Genomic DNA, 18,081 nt, shown 5'->3' with positions numbered 1-18,081 from the left:
CGAAAGTAGGAGTCAAAATGCTAGGGGAGTGTTAAACGACTCTTTAAGTTGCATTAAATTGTGATGCATATTCCACATAGGCAACTTTTTGCATTTTGTAATAAATATAAACGAATAAATGCGTATTATAAAACGCGCTTTAGGTAGGCAGAATTTACGATTTTCTGGTTAAAAAGACACCTTATATCTTGGTTGGTTGTCATAAAAAAGCCATTTTTTTGTCAGTCTTGTACTTTTCGTTGCAACCTGTTTGCTATACAATCCTTTGCCTTGAGCACAAATGATAAAAAACCAAATGCATTGCCTTTAGGAGCCAGACCTAAGGGCGGTAGCGTGCCAAAAAGCAAAGCAAAGCTCTCTAAGTGACATAAAAATGTCACCAGATAAATATAAATACAATTAAGCACACTGTTGCATTTCTGGCAAGGTCGGCTTTTATAAAAAGTGCGCTTAAACAAATAATTAACTAAATGTCCCATAACGTCAGAGGGACAATTCAAAGCTGCGATGGCAGTTTTTGAGTGATAATTGGCTAGGCATAAGGTTTCTCCCTTCTATATACCATTCATGTATCTAGTTCCGTAGCGCGTTCTCGTTGCACATATACTCATGTGCCATATCAACGTGTCTACGGCATGCCTAAAACATCTATATTCGCTATTCGAATACAAATCACTCTAACAAGTATTAAGAGTTTTTAAGGATGCCTTGAGCGTCCTTAGTCTATCTACGTCTTTGGTAACCTTCATGAACCATAACCAAAGACGTTCTAAAATCTAAACTTGCTAGGAACTAAAAATGAACTTTTCATTAGAAAACGCCAGAGTTGGCATTATTGGCTTAGGTTACGTTGGGCTACCACTTGCAGTGGAATTCGGCAAAAAATCACCAACGATTGGCTTCGATATCAATCAAGCCCGTATCGATGAACTCTCTGCCGGACGTGATAGCACATTAGAATGCAGCGATAATGAATTAGCAGAAGCAAAATACCTTTCTTACACTTCCTCTCTTCAAGAACTTAAAGAATGCAATGTTTACATTGTTACTGTTCCTACCCCAATTGACGAACACAAACAACCGGATTTAACCCCTCTTATTAAAGCTTCAGAAGCATTGGGTACAGTAGTCAATCAGGGTGATATCATCGTTTATGAATCAACCGTATACCCAGGTGCAACAGAAGAAGATTGCATTCCGGTTGTTGAGCGTGTTTCTGGCCTTAAGTTTAACCAAGACTTTTTCGCAGGCTACTCTCCAGAGCGAATCAACCCAGGTGATAAAGAACACCGAGTTACGAACATTCTTAAAGTAACAAGTGGCTCAACGCCAGAAGTTGCAGAGTTCGTCGACCAACTTTACAAAAAAATCATCACTGCAGGCACACACAAAGCGTCATCAATTAAAGTAGCTGAAGCTGCCAAAGTCATTGAAAACACTCAGCGTGATGTAAACATTGCATTAATCAACGAGCTATCCATCATCTTCAACAAGCTGGGTATCGATACGCTAGAAGTGTTAGAAGCGGCAGGCACCAAATGGAACTTCTTACCATTCCGCCCAGGCTTGGTAGGCGGTCACTGTATTGGTGTTGACCCTTACTACCTAACGCATAAAGCGCAAGCAGTAGGCTACCATCCTGAAATGATTTTGGCTGGCCGACGCCTAAACGATGGTATGGGGCAATACGTTGTTTCTCAGCTGGTGAAAAAAATGCTGAAAAAACGTATTCACGTAGAAGGCGCAAACGTACTTGTTATGGGCCTAACATTTAAAGAAAACTGCCCAGACCTACGCAATACCAAAGTGGTGGATATTATCTCTGAGCTAAAAGAGTACAACATCAACGTCGATGTTATGGACCCTTGGTGTTCAAATGATGAAGCGCAGCATGAATATGGCTTAACGCTTTGCGAAAAAGAAAAGCAAGGTCATTACGACGCGATCATCATGGCGGTATCTCATAACGAATTTAAAGAAATGGGTGTTGAGAAAATTCGTACTTTGGGTAAACCAGAACACGTATTGTACGACCTGAAATACGTTCTAGATAAAGAAAGCGTAGATATGCGTCTATAAGGACCTAGAATCTAGAGCTTCAGAGCCGAACCATGAAATTCGAACAGTTAGAAGTTTGGAAGTGGTCATCACGCTTGGCGAACCTCGTTTATGCATTCATGCGAGATTGCTAAGGTTATGGATTTAAAGACCAAATAACACACTCGGCTCTGTCTGTTCCTTCAAATATCGCTGAAGGCTTTCAAAGAGAAACCGCGAAAGAAGAAGCGCGGTTTCTTTATTACGCTAAAGGCGCTTTAGGGGAACGCCTTACGCAAACCTATATTGGCATCGATATAGGTTACATCGATAAAGAAAGTGGCTTATTCATTGTTGCAGAATGCAAAGAGATAGCAGCAATGATCGCCGCTTTGATTAAAATCCGGAAAGGTTTTGTTAGGGAAGAAAAGGGAGGTTATGTTTCCTAGACCCTAGACCCTAGACCCTAGACCCTAGACCCTAGACCCTAGACCTTCCCCACACGGAAAAACACAATGACCAAATACGAACAAATCCAACAAGAACTAGTTGAATCACCAAAGACGTGGTTAGTAACGGGTGTTGCGGGCTTTATTGGCTCAAACCTACTGGAAAAGTTACTCAAGCTTGACCAAACCGTAGTGGGCTTAGATAACTTCGCAACAGGCCATCAACACAACTTAGATGAAGTAAAAAGCCTAGTAAGTGAAGCACAGTGGGATCGTTTTACCTTTATTGAAGGAGACATCCGAGAGCCGAAAACATGCCAACAAGCCGTAAAAGGTGTTGATTACGTACTACACCAAGCAGCACTCGGTTCTGTACCTCGCTCTATCGCTGATCCACTAACGACAAACGCAGCGAACATCACCGGCTTCTTAAATATGCTGGATGCAGCAAAAGAAGAAGGGGTAAGCAGCTTTACTTATGCTGCAAGCAGCTCGACATACGGTGACCATCCAGCACTGCCGAAAGTGGAAGAAAACATCGGTAACCCACTTTCTCCTTATGCGGTAACTAAATACGTAAACGAGCTTTATGCCGGTGTATACGCCCGTACTTACGGTTTTAAAACGATAGGGCTTCGTTATTTCAATGTATTTGGCCGTCGACAAGATCCAAACGGCGCTTACGCTGCAGTAATTCCGAAATGGACAGCGGCAATGATCAATGGCGAAGACGTCTACATTAACGGTGATGGCGAAACAAGCCGAGACTTTTGCTATATCGATAACGTAGTACAAATGAACCTGCTAGCAGCAACGGCAAAAGAAGACGCAAAAGACGAAGTCTATAACGTCGCCGTTGGTGATAGAACTACATTGAATGAGCTCTACAACGTAATAAAACATGAGCTAAATAACAATAATGTTAATGTGGATGCTGCGCCTAAATATCGTGATTTTCGTTCAGGTGATGTAAGACATTCACAAGCAAATATCGCAAAAGCGGTAGACAAACTAAATTATAGTCCCAAGTTTAACCTTTATCTGGGTGTAAAAATTACAATGAGTTGGTATGTTTAATTATGAAAAATGTTAAAGAAGTCCTAATTGAAATTATTAATCTTAAAAGCAGAGTTAAATATTTTCCCAATAGAGGGAATGCAGGTGATTCATTAATAAATGTTGGTTTTTATATGCTTGCTGAATCTATTGGTTTGGATTATGAGATAATAAATTACAATGAAGTCGAGAAGATTTCAAAAGATGATGTTGTCATTACTGGCGGTGGTGGGGCTTTGGTTCCTGAACAACTAACAGTTCTGAAATGTTATGAGTACATTATTGAAAATAGCGCTAAATTGATTATCTTACCACAGTCAATATATGGCGTTGATGATTTGGTTAAAAGAATAAGAAAGCAAGATGTTCTATTTTGTCGTGAGATGCACTCATTAAATTATTGTCAAAGTATAACTCATGATTTTGAGCTTTATATTGATGATGATATGGCCTTTCATGTTGATTTTGAGAAGCTTAAAGGTATAAAGATAAATTATAGTCCTGAATTGAGTTTATATAATTCATTTAGATTTTTAATCTTTAACTATCACAAATTAGTGGGCTCCAAGATAAATAGTAAAATATTAGCTTTTAGATGTGATAGAGAAATTAACTCTAATATTTTAGTAAGTCGAAAAAAGCATAATGATATTTCAGCGGTAGCTAGATTTGCAGCAGGAGGTGTGGATGAATCGTTTTATAGTGCTAAGAAATTTTTAGAGTTAATTGACTTATACGAAGAGATTTTTACCGATCGTTTGCATGTCGTTATAGCTGCTGGCATTCTCGGTAAAAGAGTTTTTGCATACAGCAATAGTTATTATAAAGTCGAAGGTATTATTGAATATTCTATGAGTGGCTTTGCCAATGTGGTTAAAATTTGATGTAAAGATACCTAAAACAATAGTTGTTTTTTTTATAAAATGTACAGGGGCGCTCTTAACAGTTTTTTCGACAATATTAATGTCTCGTTATATGGGAGATGAATTCTTAGGAGAATATTCATTAAGTTTGACAGTTGCATCACTATTGTCTGTGATAATATGTTTTGGTCAGAATGTGCCAATTATGAATTATGCGGTTAACAGTGAAGGAAATAGAATTAGTGGTATATATCATTCATATTTAATTTGTTTTTTTGTTTTCATAATTTTCTCACCAATATCAATTGTTTTACTCAGTACCATAAGCAGTGAGTTAGCTCCTGTTTTTTTTAGCTTATTAATTATACTTTCTCTCATGCCCTTAAAAACACCACTGCTTACGGTGAAGGGAAAATATTTAACAAATGCAATTATTGATGACTTTATTCGTCCGCTCTATTTGCTAGTTTTTGTGATTTTAATATATCATAATGATAAAAATTTAACTTTAAATCAATCAATAGTTTCTCTTTCATATATGAGCTTTGGTTTGCTGTTAACCTTGTTTCTTATTATTTATGTTATCAAAAGTCTTTCTCCTTTTAACATCATGGAGGGGGTTAAAGTTAGTTTAATAATTAAGTCTGTAAAAATGGGAGCAGGGGCACTATTAATCACTGTTGCTCAACTTGCTACAAGTCAATTCGATAGGTTTTTTATTGGATTTAGTTTGAGTGTTTCAGAAGTTGGCGTGTATTTTAAAGCTCAAACTATAGTTTTTTTGATAAATTATTTTGTTCAATCGATTATTTTAAGGATTAACCCTCAACTAGTAAAACTCAATAATAATAAAAATTACTCTTCATTAGCTAAAGTGACAAGAAAGTATTCATTTTTTTCTTTTCTATTTTCTTTATTAGTTGCATCTTTTCTTTTTTTGTTTATGCCTGTAATAGAAAGTGTTTTTGATGTTACTGAGCCTGATTTTTCTAAATCTATATATATCTTAATATTGGCTCAAGCGGCAAGTATGGTTTTTGGCTTTGGTTCTACAATAATGCTTTATTCAAACGGTAAAGAAAGAACTAGATTGTTGATGTTTCTTGTTTTTTCATTTTTAGTGGCTTCGTTATGTTGGGTTGTTCTTATTCCATTGTATGGCATAACTGGGGCTGCATTAGGTACATCCATTGCTTACATTATGAATAGGTTTTTACCTAGCTTATATTATAGGAAAAAAGGCATTCGAGTCGGTTTGATATGAAAAGTATATACATTTATGCCAATGCGAAAGCGTTTCACCCAGAGACCGAGGCATATAAAAAATATCTACATAAAAGAGGTATTTCTGTTTCAAGTGGGAATGATTTAAATGAAGCTGAAAAGCACGATGCAATAATAGTTTATTTTGGTTTTATTCCATTCTGGAAATTTAGGAAAATACACAGATCTAAAATTATTGGAGAGTATCATTCATTGTCAACAGGACGTTTCCCACGCATGAAAAATATATTAAAAAGAATTCTTAATGTAAAATGCTCAAAATATATATTTTTAAATGAATTTGTTAGGAAAGGTTATTTTTTTTCAAATAGTTGTAATTATATATACAGACCTATGGGGTATGACTCTGATTTGATAGTGCATGGAATGGGGAAGGAATATCAGTATGACTTTGTTTACTGTGGTTCTTTGAATAGAACTGGTGTGATTGATATTATAAATAGATTGACAGATCTTGGTTATTCCATCCTTATTATTGGAAATACAAAAGAAGAACAGAAGAAAATATATAGCCCATTGGCAGAATTTGCTGGTAAGGTTGGACGAGAGGAGTGTTATAGGCTTATGGCTCTAGCGAGAATAGGCTTGAATTATACACCTGACATCTACCCGTATTTCATGCAAGACAGTACAAAAGTAAAAGAGTATTTGGGGGCTGGCTTGATTGTCGCTACAAATAGTTATCATTGGGTTAATAATTTTCTTTTAGAGCATGAGTGTGAGTATTTTTTCTTAGAGGATTTTTTTGAATTTCATAAGAGAAAACCTGAAAAAATCAAAATTAATATTTTAGATTCTAATATGGTTAAATTAAACTCAGGTATTTCAATTTGCAAAAACCAGTGGGAGGAAGTTTTAAATAAATCAGAATTCACAAGGTTTATAAATGACTGATCTAGATATTCTTGGTACAGAGGTCGATGTTGTTTATTCTTTCTTTATCTTTATATCTGGCCTTTTAATAGCGATTAAATCTCCGACTTTGCTAAGGTTTTATAGCGCTCGAACTGCGGTGGCATTATATTTCTGGCATACATTGTTCTGCATTGTTTATTGCTTTTATGTGGTACATAATGGCGGTGATGCCATTATGTATTACGAAAAAAGTATTTCTCATGATTATGATATAAATATTGGAACAAGGTTTGTCATTTTCTTTACTTCATTGTTTACCAATACAGTAGCTAGTTCGTTTTTAGGTGTTTCGCTTGTATATAATATATTTGGTTTTATAGGGCTGATTGCAATATATTCTTCTATCGAGCCTTATATTATTTCTAATAGTTATATCAAAAAAATGCTAGTCAAAGCTTTGATATTTTTACCGTCTATTAGTTATTGGACATCAGGAATTGGCAAAGATTCGCTATCTTTCTTTATTGTAGGGTTGTTAATTTGGATTTTTTCTAATAGAAAATATAATTTTTTCTTAATCTTTTTTCTTTTGGTTTTTATGTTTTTAATTAGGCCACATATTGGCGTAGTCTTAATTGTTGCTTTGTTTTTTCATTTCTCAATAGTATCAAAGGTTAAGATGCACACTCGTGTGTTTTTGTTTTTAATTATGATTCTTGGTTCTATTGTTTCATTTCCACTCCTTCTTGACTTTCTTAAGTTTGATTCGGTTATGTCTGTTGACTCCGTTTCTAATTATATTGACAAAAGACAGGGCTATAATTTGGATTCGGGATCTAGTATTGATATATCTACGATGAATCCTATTTTTGTTCTGGTTTCATATATGTTTAGGCCTTTTGTTTGGGAGGCTAGAAGTTTTTCTCAAGTGGTGAGCGCTGTTGATAATTTATATTTAATGTGTTTCTTTTTGGCTAACGTTTATGTTCTAGCAAAGATAAAAAATATCATAATAAATGATATGTTTTATCTTTGTTTTTTCATGATCTGTCTTTTGATGCTTTCTCTAACAACTTCAAATTTAGGCATTGCAGTAAGACAGAAGTGGATATTTATGCCATTTATTATTTATATTTATGTGAAGTATTCTGATGGAAAAAGAAGGTAATATGCGAAAGATTGTTATTGTAAGCTCTTTGCCTAAGTCTCTGATTAATTTTAGAGGAGACCTTATAAAAAGTTTTTGCCATTTTGGTTGTGATGTTATTTCTTGTTCTAACTCTGCTAATAATGAAGAGATTAATAAGATAGAAACTTTAGGATCTAGGTATGAAAATATACCAATTGAACGCAGTGGTTTAAATCCTATAAAAGACCTTTCTACGCTTTTATCGCTATCTTTTCTTTTTGTCAAGGAGGGTGAGTTCACTTTGTTTTGCTATACGATAAAACCTATAGTCTGGGGGGGCATCGCAGCACGTTTCGCTAAGGTTCCATCTTTTTATGCAATGATAACTGGTCTTGGTTATGCCTTTCAAAAAGGTGGGGTGGCAAAGAACTTACTCAATACTCTGGTTAAATTTTTGTACCGTTCAGCATTGAAGAAGTCTAAAGGCGTTATTTTTCAGAATAGAGATAACATGCAAGTCTTTATTGATGAAGGCATTGTCCCAAAAGAAAAATGTTTTCTCGTAAATGGTTCGGGGGTCGATCTAAGCCATTACAGCTTATCTCCTTTACCTTCTACTCCACATTTTTTGTTAATTGCCAGGTTACTCGGCGATAAAGGGATAAGAGAATACGCTCAAGCTGCTAAGTTAGTTAAGCAGAAGTATCCTGAAGCCGTATTTGAGCTAGTTGGCCCTGAAGACCCATCTCCCGATGGTATCAAGCTTGATGAGGTTCAGCAATGGACTGAGTCGGGAGCAATTAAATACAGCGGCTCGACAACAGATGTTCGTCCCTTTATTGGAAGCTGTTCGATCTATGTGTTGCCTTCTTACCATGAAGGAATGCCTCGTACTGTATTAGAGGCCATGGCAATGGGGCGCCCAATTCTAACAACTGATGTTCCTGGTTGTCGTGAAACCGTTGTCAATGGAGAAAATGGTTGGTTAGTTGAGAAGGCGAATGTAGAGCAACTCGCGGAACGTATGATTTGGTTTATTGAAAACCAAGAACAGTGGTCAGTGATGGGAAATAAAAGTCACACCATGGCAAATGAAAAATTCGACGTTCACAAAGTGAATGCTGAGATTCTAAAAGTTATGGGGCTTTCCGATGAAAAGACTGTTTGATTTTCTCGCGTCTCTTATTGCGCTTATTTTGTTATCTCCCATTATTGCCCTAGTCGCTTGGAAGATTCGCAAAAACCTTGGTTCTCCAGTTCTGTTTCGTCAAACGCGTCCGGGCTTAAACGGAAAACCTTTTGAGATGATGAAGTTTCGCACTATGAAGGATGCGGTGGATCAGCAAGGTAATGCGCTACCTGATTCGGAGCGCATGACTCCTTTTGGCGATAAGCTAAGAAATAGCAGTCTCGATGAGCTGCCTGGTCTTTGGAACGTATTAAAAGGTGACATAAGTTTAGTCGGACCACGACCTTTATTAATGCAGTATCTTCCTCTCTACAGTAAAGAGCAATCAAGGCGCCATGATGTTCGACCTGGTGTTACTGGTTGGGCGCAAATTAATGGTCGAAATGCCATCAGCTGGGAAGAAAAGTTTGCTTTAGATGTTTGGTACGTAGATAACAGAACATTTTGGTTAGACATTAAGATATTGTTTCTAACAGTCAAAAAGGTATTTGTTAAGGAAGGAATATCTGCTGACGATCATGTAACGATGCCGGAGTTTCAAGGAAATAAATATGACAAATAATATTCTTATCTGTTCTGCCGGGCGAAGAGTCGAGCTTGTTCAAGCATTTAAAGACTCTATGGAACAATATCTACCTGATAGCAAAGTTTTTTGTACAGATATGTATCCAGAGTTGTCTTCTGCTTGTCATGTTGCAGATGATTTTTTCAAGGTGCCTCGCGTTACAGATACAGGTTATATCGACTTTTTATTATCAGTCTGTATTGAAAACAGAGTTGGTTTAGTTGTTCCCACTATAGATACAGAGTTATTAATTCTCGCCCAAAATCGTGAACGTTTCGAAGGGTATGGAATTGCACTTGTAGTGTCTGATGTCGATCTTATAAAACTTTGTCGTGACAAGAGAAAAACAGCAAGGTTGTTTAGTCTTTTAAATATTGACCAACCATCAACCTTTGATAAAGATAATCTAACTTTCCCGTGTTTTTGTAAGCCTTATGATGGAAGTTGTAGCGTTGGTGCTGTGGCAATTCAGAGCCGCTCCGAGCTGACTAATGAGCTATTGTCAAATCCCAAAAATATGTTCATGGAACTTATTCCCAAGTCTTACTGTGAATACACAATAGATGCATATTACACAAGAGATAATAATCTTAAATGTTTGGTACCGAGGAAACGTTTAGAGGTCCGAGGGGGAGAGGTCAGCAAAGGGGTTACAAGAAAAAACTTTGTTTACGACTACTTATTGAAGCGAGCGAGTACGCTTCATGGAGCTCGAGGATGCATCACTTTTCAGCTGTTTGTAAATGAAGAAACGAACTCCATTAAAGGGCTTGAAATTAATCCTCGTTTTGGTGGAGGGTATCCATTGTCAAATGATGCTGGGGCTTGCTTTACTGATTGGCTTATCAAAGAATATCTTTGTGATGACCACATACACTTCTTTGATTCTTGGGAAGACGATTTAATTATGCTTCGCTACGACGCTAAGGTATTAGTCCGTGGAAATAAATAAATCTGCAGTTTGGGTCTTTGACCTAGATGATACTCTCTATTCTGAGAAGGACTATCAACGCTCAGGTTATCTACACATAGCCAACCACCTAAAGAAACTATATCAACAAGATGTCTCAGGTATTATTGAAAAGGCTGATGCCCAGAATAAAGATGTTCTTCAGGAGATCTGTTATGCCCTATCGTTACCTGATTCAGTGAAGCAAAGTTTACTTTGGATGTATCGATTGCACATACCAACTATTGAGCTTACTTCTGATGTAAAGTGCACGTTGGCAGTAATAAAATCATGTTGCTCAGCCATTGCGGTTATAACGGATGGTCGTAGTGTTTCTCAAAGAAACAAATTACTTTCTTTAGGCCTAGAGAAAATAGATAGCTTAGTTTCGGAAGAATGGGGTGAGTCAAAGCCTGGAGATATACGTTTTAAAGAAATAGAAAGGCGTTATCCAAATGAAAGTCAATACATTTATGTAGGTGACAATGTAAAAAAGGACTTCATTACACCCAAGAAGATGAACTGGCTAACTATTGGGATTAGGGATGCTGGTAATAATATTCACTCTCAAGATTTATCTGAAATTTCGGAAGAATACCTTCCCCATTTCTGGATTAACTCTCTATCTGAACTTCAGGATTATGTATGTTAAATACTCCATTTTCTCCATGGCCTTCTTTTACTCAAGAAGAAGCCGACGCAGTTAGTCGTGTACTACTGTCAAACAAAGTAAACTACTGGACGGGTAGTGAGTGCCGTGAGTTCGAAAAAGAATTCGCAGCTTGGGTTGGATGTGATCATGCTGTTGCACTAAGCAACGGTACCCTTGCACTCGATGTCGCGCTTAAAGCGTTAGCGATTGGTGAAGGGGACGAGGTTATTACGACGCCTAGAACGTTTCTGGCTTCTGCGTCTTCTATTGTTACGGCTGGCGCCAACCCTGTGTTCGCGGATGTAGATCTAAACAGCCAAGCCATTACGGCAGCGTCGATTGAAGCGGTCCTAACTCCTAAGACTAAAGCGGTCATCGTTGTTCATTTGGCTGGTATGCCGGCAGAAATGGATGCCATCATGGCGCTTTCAGAAAAACATGGTTTTTATGTTATTGAAGATTGTGCTCAAGCACATGGCGCAAGATACAAAGACCGCAGTGTCGGCACAATTGGTCACATTGGTGCTTGGTCATTCTGTCAAGATAAGATCATGACGACAGGCGGTGAAGGCGGCATGGTGACCACGAATGATAAAGATTTGTGGTCAAAAATGTGGTCTTACAAAGATCATGGTAAAAACTATGACGCGATTTATAACCGTCAGCATCCACCGGGCTTTCGCTGGTTGCACGACAGCTTTGGAACCAACTGGCGTATGACTGAGCTACAAGCCGTGGTTGGTCGTATTCAATTGATTCGCATGTCAGAATGGACGGCAAAACGTCAATCCAATGCGGCACAAATCGATGAGGCTGTTGCAGATCTCAATATCGTTCGACGCGTTCACGTGCCTGAGCATTCGCAGCACGCTGAATACAAACATTACCTTTTTGTTGAGCCTAAACATTTGGCAGAGGGCTGGACGAGAGATCGCATTGTGGAAGCCATTGTGGAACGTGGTGTTCCGGCTTATCAAGGTAGCTGCTCTGAGGTGTATTTAGAAAAAGCATTTGATAATACGCCATGGCGACCAGAAAAACGTTTGCCGAATGCAGTGCAGTTAGGTGAAACCAGTTTAATGTTTTTGGTTCATCCAACATTATCGTCAGAAGAAGTCGCTAAAACGTGCGGTGTGATCCGTGAAGTGTTGTTAGAAGCGCAGAAGTAAACCAGTTCAGTCTAAGTGGGACGCATAAATAATAGTGCTTTAATATGTCGTTATTTATGTTTTCCTGTAACAGCGTCCCACCACTTGATGAAAATGTAAAATGTCTGCTACGCAGATTGCTTAAAAGATGCGATGCAGTGAGATAATATGCAATTAATGGTTCTATACATAATCATCAGGTTGTATAATCTTTGCTCAGGCTATCTCATAATATTAACTAGCATTACCACCAAACTCTAAAAATAAACTTGGGGTAATGAGGCTTACATACTGTCATGATTGAAAATAATTCCAAACTTAACGTCATTTGGTCTTTACCGAGATATCAAAAGCGCCTTATTAGTATCGGAGTGGATTTCTTTATTATCTCTGCTGCTTTTATGTTTGCTTATTGGTCTCGCATTGGTGAATTCCGCCCACTTCCAGATATAAGCAGTAACTATGTATTGTTGGCAACCATTGTCTGTACGCTTGCTGTTTTTGTCTCGTTTGGCCTCTACCGAGCGGTGCTACGCTATTTAGGCTTTCATGTTCTGGCAGTCGTCGGGTTGGGTACGATTCTATCTGCGCTTTGTGTGGCCAGTTTTGCTTTCGCATTTGATGCCCAACTACCACGCTCGATTCCTTTTATTTATGCCGCTTTTCTTGCGATCGGAGTAGGGACTAGCCGTCTGCTGGTAAGGAGCTTGGTTGCTCAATCGGTACACAAAGCTGGAGCGCCGGTTCTTATTTATGGTGCTGGTAGTGCCGGTCGTGAGCTTGCGTTTGCGCTGCGACAATCAGAAACCTACCGAGTTATTGGCTTTGTCGACGAAGACAAAACGCTTCAAAACACAATGCTAATGGGTTACCGAGTCTATACAGCGGATAACGCGATGAAGGCGATTAGAAAGTATGAAGTAAAAAAAATCTTACTTGCTATTCCTAGCGCTTCAAACAAACGTCGTAAGGAAGTCTTAGATAGAATTTCTAAACTGCCTGTTGAAATCCAAACCGTTCCAGATATGAAAGATATCCTTACGGGTAAGGCGAAAATTGATGAACTGAAAGAGGTTCCGATTGGTGATTTGTTAGGTCGAGACCCTGTTCAGCCGCAACAAGTATTAATGGAAGCGAACATCAAGAATCAAGTGGTGATGGTGACGGGAGCTGGTGGTTCAATTGGCTCTGAGTTATGTCGTCAGATTTTAAACTACTCGCCAAAATCATTGATCTTATTTGAACTGTCTGAATTTGCGTTGTATCAGGTGCACAGTGAATTGAGTCAAATCATTAAAGCTAACAATCTGAGCATTGTCGTCGTTCCATTGGTTGGCTCTGTGCAGAGACAAAATCGCTTAGAAACTACCATGAAAGCCTTTGAAGTGGACACGGTTTACCATGCTGCGGCGTACAAACATGTTCCGCTGGTGGAGTACAACGTTGTTGAAGGTGTAAGAAACAATGTGTTTGGCACTTACTATACAGCGCAAGCGGCGATTGATGCAGGTGTGAAGAATTTTGTTCTTATTTCTACTGATAAGGCTGTTAGACCAACGAACGTGATGGGTGCGACTAAACGTATGGCTGAGTTAGGCCTACAGGCGTTGGCGGAGCAACAAAACCGAATTCGTGAGAGCAACCCTAATCTGGGTACGCGTTTCTGCATGGTGCGCTTTGGTAATGTTTTGGGTTCGTCTGGCTCGGTAATTCCTGTATTCAAAAAACAGATTGAGAAGCGAGAACCTATTACGGTCACCCACAAAGACATTACTCGATACTTTATGACAATTCCAGAGGCTGCCCAGTTGGTTATTCAAGCTGGGGCGATGGGTAAAGGTGGCGATGTATTTGTTCTCGATATGGGGGAGCCCGTTAAGATTGTCGATCTAGCGAAGAACTTGGTTTACCTGTCAGGACTTGAAGTTAAAGACGAAAACAATCCTCATGGCGATATAGAAATTCTCTTCACTGGTTTGAGGCCTGGTGAGAAGTTATATGAAGAGCTGTTGATTGGGGATGATAATGTTTCCGAAACGGCACATGCTCGCATTATGACAGCCCAAGAAAGTTACTTGCCATTGAAAGAGTATGAGACCTTGATCGACAAGCTCGATGTTGCTTGCCACAACTTCCAACACGAAGTGATTCGTCGTTTACTGCTCGAGGCCCCTACAGGTTTTAACCCAGTAGATGGCATTGAAGATCTTGTATGGAAGCAAAATACTCGCACTGCGGAGTTATATACTTTTGAACCAAAGCAAAGTAATGCAAGTGAAACTTGATGCTTTTATTTGATTGGTAAATAATAGAAAAATTAATAAGATATGCTTTCGTGATGCTCGCTGTGGAGATTTACCTATGACGAGCCCAGTATCGGCATATTGCAATCTCAAAAAGGCACTTCTGAGTGCCTTTTTCTGTATTCAATACATTAACAGTGGCTAAAACTGATGGCACAGAAAACGATAAAAACAGGGATAGCAGCATTATCGCTGCCGCTACTGGTAAGTACCTCCCTTACCGCTCACGAGTTGGAAACGTTACCTTCCAACCAAAGCTTTACAGGTTTAACTTTTACGCCTAATGCGCAGTCGTTAAACTATGGTGACTTTTCATTTACGTATGCGCAAGGCTTGCCATTTCGAACGGCAGTTCAAGATTTGGATTCTCTTAAGTTTTCGTTTGGCATGCTTGAGGGGTTAGAGGCCCACGGAAGAATTGTCACTGATGATTACACCTCAAACTGTTTTTACGATTGTGGAGACATTCGTGATTTATCGATGTCTTTCAAATATCAGGTTCCTAACTTTTGGGGGGCGGAGAATCTAGACTTTGCTTTGGGTATTCAGGACTTGGGAGGGGCTGGTAACCAGTTCAGTACTAAATATGCGGTCGCGGACTACTCTTTCGACTTTGCTCCAGTTCGAGTGTCGGCAGGCTACGGGCTTTCTGATATCGAATTGGGTGTAATGGATGGCCCATTCGGTGGTATTGAGTATCAACCATTGAGCTTTTTACAGGTCAGTGGGGAATACGATGCTGTGGAGTTCAACTCATCGGTGAAACTTTTTACCCCACAAGGCACACTGCCTTATGATGTGACAGCTTCGCTCAGTTATCAGCTATATTCAGGCCACAATACAGATGAGCAAAATATCTGGAATGCGGCACTTTCAGTACCGTTAGTCACCGGGTACACACGTTCTCGCGATTACTCTCGTAATAATGTCACGTCGATGGAAAGGTTGTCTTTGGAGCAGAAGAAAGCCAAAGAGGCTTCTATCTCTACTTTGGTGAGCACGCTTCGTAATGAAGGCTTCGTGAATATTCAAATTGGTCTGTTGAACCAAACGACGGTAGTTGCGCTAGAGAACCGTCGTTATAACCATAACCAAGTTGACGGTTTAGGTGTTGCTATGGGGATCATTTCTAGTCACCTAGGTCAAAATGCCGTATCAGAAGTGGGCGGTGAGTCGGAGCGCATTGAGCTAATTATGCTCGCAAACCAAAAGCCTGTTGTTAGTGTGCAAGCGAATTCAACGTGCTATCAGAGTTTTATCAATGGTTCTGCTGCGTGCGAGGATATTAAGTTCACGACACGAGATTTAGCCGAAAAACTTGAGTTGGTTAACTGGAAAACAGAGCGCGTAAATAGCGGCGCACTAGACTCTCAACTTGTCTTTTCACCAATGGTTCGTCATGCCGTTGCGACCGAGTTTGGTGTTTATGACTACTCTTTTGCGATGTCGAGTAACTTATATACCTACCTTTGGTCTGGCGCGGCTGTCGATGTTCGCCATATTTTGCCGTTAGCGGAAACTGACGATTATGAAAAATGGGGATACTTTGAGGATAGTGCTTACGAAAATGATATCGAACGCGCAATGTTGCACCAATTCTTCCGTTTACCTTATGTCGATATTGCGAACCAAGTATCCGTCGGTCTGGCGAAAACAGATTATATTGGCGCGAGAAGTGAGTCTACATGGTTTTCTCAGTCTGGTGCGCACGCTTTGAGTTTGGAAATGAGCTACTTCCAGCACGTCGATGAGAAAGATGAAAATGGCTATGAAACTCTCGATCGTCAAACTTCGCTAGCTCGCTATACTTTTTCAATGCCCGAATGGGATTGGCAGTTTAACGCGACAGCGGGTGAGTTTTGGCGGGGCGATGTTGGTGCTAAGCTAACAACATCGCATTGGTTTGAGGATATTGAGGTTTCTGCTACTTATCAGGTTACTAAGTACAAAGATACTGATGAAGAGCAGTTTGTCGCTGTGTCAGTCAAGCTACCACTAACACCTTGGCGTGATATGTCTCCTAGCTTATTGCAGGTTCGAGGTAACGAAGCTTATGACTTTAATGTGATGACGCGAGTAGGCAATGACGTCAATTTCTTAAGTGATGGACAAGGTGATGAGCTTATCATGGACAACAGCATGCTACGTCGTTACTTCAACCGTGGTCGTTATGGTAGCGATTACTTTGAAGAGAATAAGATTCGCTTACGTAACGCCTACCTGCGTTACTTATCAACTCAGTTAGACTAAACCCATAGAACAGTACGATGTATAAAAGCGGCCAATGTGCCGCTTTTTTATTTTCTAATGTATGAAGCTTAGGTTGCACAATATTGTTTCACTATCCAAAAATTAAAACTATTGATATTCTGATATAAGAACTAAAAATTAGGGTATTGGAATGAAAATAGCGGTTGCCGGTACGGGGTATGTCGGGCTCTCTAATGCGATGTTGTTAGCCCAAAACCACCAAGTTGTTGCACTTGATATTGTAGAAAAAAAAGTTGAGTTGCTTAACAACAAGTGTTCACCCATTGTAGATAAAGAAATTGAAGATTTTCTGTCTAATCGAGAACTAGACTTTACTGCTACCACGGACAAAGAGCTCGCCTACAAAGGTGCTGATTTTGTTGTTATAGCAACGCCAACGGATTATGACCCACAAACCAATTACTTTAATACGGCTTCCGTCGAAGCGGTGATAAAAGATGTAATGGCGATTAATCCAAATGCTGTAATGGTAATTAAGTCTACAGTGCCTGTGGGTTATACTGCACGCATTAAGCAAGAGTTAGGTTGTGAAAATATTATTTTCTCGCCAGAGTTTCTTCGCGAAGGCAAAGCACTTTACGATAACCTTCACCCATCTCGCATCATTGTTGGTGAGCGCAGTGCACGTGCTGAGACATTCGCCAATCTTCTAGTTGAAGGGGCGGTAAAAGAAGACATCCCAGTTTTGTTTACTGATTCTACAGAAGCTGAAGCGGTTAAGTTGTTCTCAAATACTTACCTTGCAATGCGCGTAGCTTATTTCAATGAGTTAGATTCTTACGCTGAGGCGCATAATCTTGATTCTCGCCAAATTATCGAAGGTGTTGGTTTGGACCCCCGTATTGGTAACCACTACAACAATCCTTCATTTGGATATGGTGGTTATTGTTTACCAAAAGATACCAAGCAACTTCGTGCAAACTATCAAGATGTCCCAAACAGTATTATTGGGGCCATAGTGGAAGCCAATCGAACTCGTAAAGACTTTATTGCTGAGTCTATTCTCAAACGAGAACCTAAAGTTGTTGGGATCTACCGTTTGATAATGAAAGCCGGCTCGGATAATTTCCGAGCTTCTTCAATCCAAGGCATCATGAAGCGCATTAAGGCAAAAGGTATTGAAGTCGTGGTGTATGAGCCAGTACTTCAGGAGGATGAATTCTTTAACTCACGTGTAATCAACGATCTGAATGAGTTTAAACACAGTGCCGATGTGATTGTCTCTAACCGTATGGTTGAAGAACTTACTGATGTGGCTGATAAGGTGTACACGCGAGACCTATTTGGTAGTGATTAGACTTTAGTTAAGATGATCGTGTGTAATCTAGTAC

Annotated in this window: 14 protein-coding genes and 1 pseudogene; all 15 read left to right on the top strand. The window is 39.3% G+C overall.

The genetic code is table 11. The features are described 5' to 3' along the window. The first annotated feature begins 798 nt into the window (after positions 1 to 798). The 15 genes and pseudogenes from tviB (at position 799) to R7Q39_RS06955 (ending at position 18,047) form a co-directional block, all read left to right on the top strand. The gene (gene tviB / locus R7Q39_RS07025) at positions 799 to 2,079 is read left to right on the top strand and encodes a Vi polysaccharide biosynthesis UDP-N-acetylglucosamine C-6 dehydrogenase TviB (protein ID WP_158157144.1); all 1,281 of its coding nucleotides are present in this window, start codon (positions 799 to 801) and stop codon (positions 2,077 to 2,079) included. A 128-nt stretch (positions 2,080 to 2,207) separates the two neighbouring features. Next, positions 2,208 to 2,486: pseudogene (locus tag R7Q39_RS07020) on the top strand (four helix bundle protein); the annotation flags it as partial. Between the two features lie 66 nt (positions 2,487 to 2,552). After that, the gene (locus tag R7Q39_RS07015; protein ID WP_318075959.1) at positions 2,553 to 3,563 is read left to right on the top strand and encodes an NAD-dependent epimerase/dehydratase family protein; all 1,011 of its coding nucleotides are present in this window, start codon (positions 2,553 to 2,555) and stop codon (positions 3,561 to 3,563) included. A 2-nt stretch (positions 3,564 to 3,565) separates the two neighbouring features. Next, complete coding sequence (locus tag R7Q39_RS07010; protein WP_318075958.1) at positions 3,566 to 4,426, top strand: polysaccharide pyruvyl transferase family protein; 861 nt, start codon at positions 3,566 to 3,568, stop codon at positions 4,424 to 4,426. Next, positions 4,410 to 5,669, top strand: coding sequence for a hypothetical protein (locus tag R7Q39_RS07005; RefSeq protein ID WP_318075957.1), 1,260 nt, complete (start codon positions 4,410 to 4,412; stop codon positions 5,667 to 5,669). The genes R7Q39_RS07010 and R7Q39_RS07005 overlap by 17 nt, the downstream gene beginning before the upstream one ends. Beyond that, positions 5,666 to 6,583 (top strand): hypothetical protein, encoded by a 918-nt coding sequence (locus R7Q39_RS07000; protein WP_318075956.1) that lies wholly within the window; start codon positions 5,666 to 5,668, stop codon positions 6,581 to 6,583. Before R7Q39_RS07005 ends, R7Q39_RS07000 begins: the two co-directional genes overlap by 4 nt. Continuing rightward, positions 6,576 to 7,712: a hypothetical protein gene (locus R7Q39_RS06995; protein WP_318075955.1), complete on the top strand. Its 1,137-nt coding sequence runs from the start codon at positions 6,576 to 6,578 to the stop codon at positions 7,710 to 7,712. The genes R7Q39_RS07000 and R7Q39_RS06995 overlap by 8 nt, the downstream gene beginning before the upstream one ends. Beyond that, positions 7,696 to 8,841: a glycosyltransferase family 4 protein gene (locus R7Q39_RS06990; RefSeq protein ID WP_318075954.1), complete on the top strand. Its 1,146-nt coding sequence runs from the start codon at positions 7,696 to 7,698 to the stop codon at positions 8,839 to 8,841. Before R7Q39_RS06995 ends, R7Q39_RS06990 begins: the two co-directional genes overlap by 17 nt. Further along, entirely contained in the window at positions 8,825 to 9,424 is a 600-nt protein-coding gene (locus tag R7Q39_RS06985; RefSeq protein WP_318075953.1) for a sugar transferase, read from the top strand. Before R7Q39_RS06990 ends, R7Q39_RS06985 begins: the two co-directional genes overlap by 17 nt. Beyond that, positions 9,414 to 10,379 (top strand): ATP-grasp domain-containing protein, encoded by a 966-nt coding sequence (locus R7Q39_RS06980; protein ID WP_318075952.1) that lies wholly within the window; start codon positions 9,414 to 9,416, stop codon positions 10,377 to 10,379. The genes R7Q39_RS06985 and R7Q39_RS06980 overlap by 11 nt, the downstream gene beginning before the upstream one ends. Beyond that, positions 10,366 to 11,028: an HAD-IA family hydrolase gene (locus R7Q39_RS06975; RefSeq protein WP_318075951.1), complete on the top strand. Its 663-nt coding sequence runs from the start codon at positions 10,366 to 10,368 to the stop codon at positions 11,026 to 11,028. Before R7Q39_RS06980 ends, R7Q39_RS06975 begins: the two co-directional genes overlap by 14 nt. Next, on the top strand, positions 11,022 to 12,197 hold the full coding sequence (locus R7Q39_RS06970; protein ID WP_318075950.1) for a DegT/DnrJ/EryC1/StrS aminotransferase family protein: 1,176 nt from the start codon (positions 11,022 to 11,024) through the stop codon (positions 12,195 to 12,197). The genes R7Q39_RS06975 and R7Q39_RS06970 overlap by 7 nt, the downstream gene beginning before the upstream one ends. 275 nt (positions 12,198 to 12,472) lie before the next feature. Continuing rightward, entirely contained in the window at positions 12,473 to 14,461 is a 1,989-nt protein-coding gene (locus tag R7Q39_RS06965; protein ID WP_318075949.1) for a nucleoside-diphosphate sugar epimerase/dehydratase, read from the top strand. A 168-nt stretch (positions 14,462 to 14,629) separates the two neighbouring features. Further along, positions 14,630 to 16,729 (top strand): YjbH domain-containing protein, encoded by a 2,100-nt coding sequence (locus R7Q39_RS06960; protein ID WP_318075948.1) that lies wholly within the window; start codon positions 14,630 to 14,632, stop codon positions 16,727 to 16,729. A 151-nt stretch (positions 16,730 to 16,880) separates the two neighbouring features. Then, positions 16,881 to 18,047 carry a nucleotide sugar dehydrogenase gene (locus R7Q39_RS06955; protein ID WP_318075947.1) on the top strand — a complete coding sequence of 389 codons (1,167 nt, stop codon included), beginning with the start codon at positions 16,881 to 16,883 and terminating at the stop codon, positions 18,045 to 18,047. Positions 18,048 to 18,081: the final 34 nt, after the last annotated feature.

Origin of the sequence: Vibrio sp. 947 (assembly GCF_033339115.1) — a bacterium.
In the GTDB taxonomy this organism is placed as follows: domain Bacteria; phylum Pseudomonadota; class Gammaproteobacteria; order Enterobacterales; family Vibrionaceae; genus Vibrio; species Vibrio alginolyticus.
Note: the sequence above shows the minus strand (reverse complement) of the source record. Positions and strands in the feature narration are given on the sequence as shown.

Bases quoted from the DNA above. Each gene is read 5' to 3' on its own strand.
- tviB (WP_158157144.1), top strand. From the start codon at position 799: ATGAACTTTTCATTAGAAAACGCCAGAGTTGGCATTATTGGCTTAGGT.
- R7Q39_RS07015 (WP_318075959.1), top strand. From the start codon at position 2,553: ATGACCAAATACGAACAAATCCAACAAGAACTAGTTGAATCACCAAAG.
- R7Q39_RS07010 (WP_318075958.1), top strand. From the start codon at position 3,566: ATGAAAAATGTTAAAGAAGTCCTAATTGAAATTATTAATCTTAAAAGC.
- R7Q39_RS07005 (WP_318075957.1), top strand. From the start codon at position 4,410: ATGTGGTTAAAATTTGATGTAAAGATACCTAAAACAATAGTTGTTTTT.
- R7Q39_RS07000 (WP_318075956.1), top strand. From the start codon at position 5,666: ATGAAAAGTATATACATTTATGCCAATGCGAAAGCGTTTCACCCAGAG.
- R7Q39_RS06995 (WP_318075955.1), top strand. From the start codon at position 6,576: ATGACTGATCTAGATATTCTTGGTACAGAGGTCGATGTTGTTTATTCT.
- R7Q39_RS06990 (WP_318075954.1), top strand. From the start codon at position 7,696: ATGGAAAAAGAAGGTAATATGCGAAAGATTGTTATTGTAAGCTCTTTG.
- R7Q39_RS06985 (WP_318075953.1), top strand. From the start codon at position 8,825: ATGAAAAGACTGTTTGATTTTCTCGCGTCTCTTATTGCGCTTATTTTG.
- R7Q39_RS06980 (WP_318075952.1), top strand. From the start codon at position 9,414: ATGACAAATAATATTCTTATCTGTTCTGCCGGGCGAAGAGTCGAGCTT.
- R7Q39_RS06970 (WP_318075950.1), top strand. From the start codon at position 11,022: ATGTTAAATACTCCATTTTCTCCATGGCCTTCTTTTACTCAAGAAGAA.
- R7Q39_RS06965 (WP_318075949.1), top strand. From the start codon at position 12,473: ATGATTGAAAATAATTCCAAACTTAACGTCATTTGGTCTTTACCGAGA.
- R7Q39_RS06960 (WP_318075948.1), top strand. From the start codon at position 14,630: ATGGCACAGAAAACGATAAAAACAGGGATAGCAGCATTATCGCTGCCG.
- R7Q39_RS06955 (WP_318075947.1), top strand. From the start codon at position 16,881: ATGAAAATAGCGGTTGCCGGTACGGGGTATGTCGGGCTCTCTAATGCG.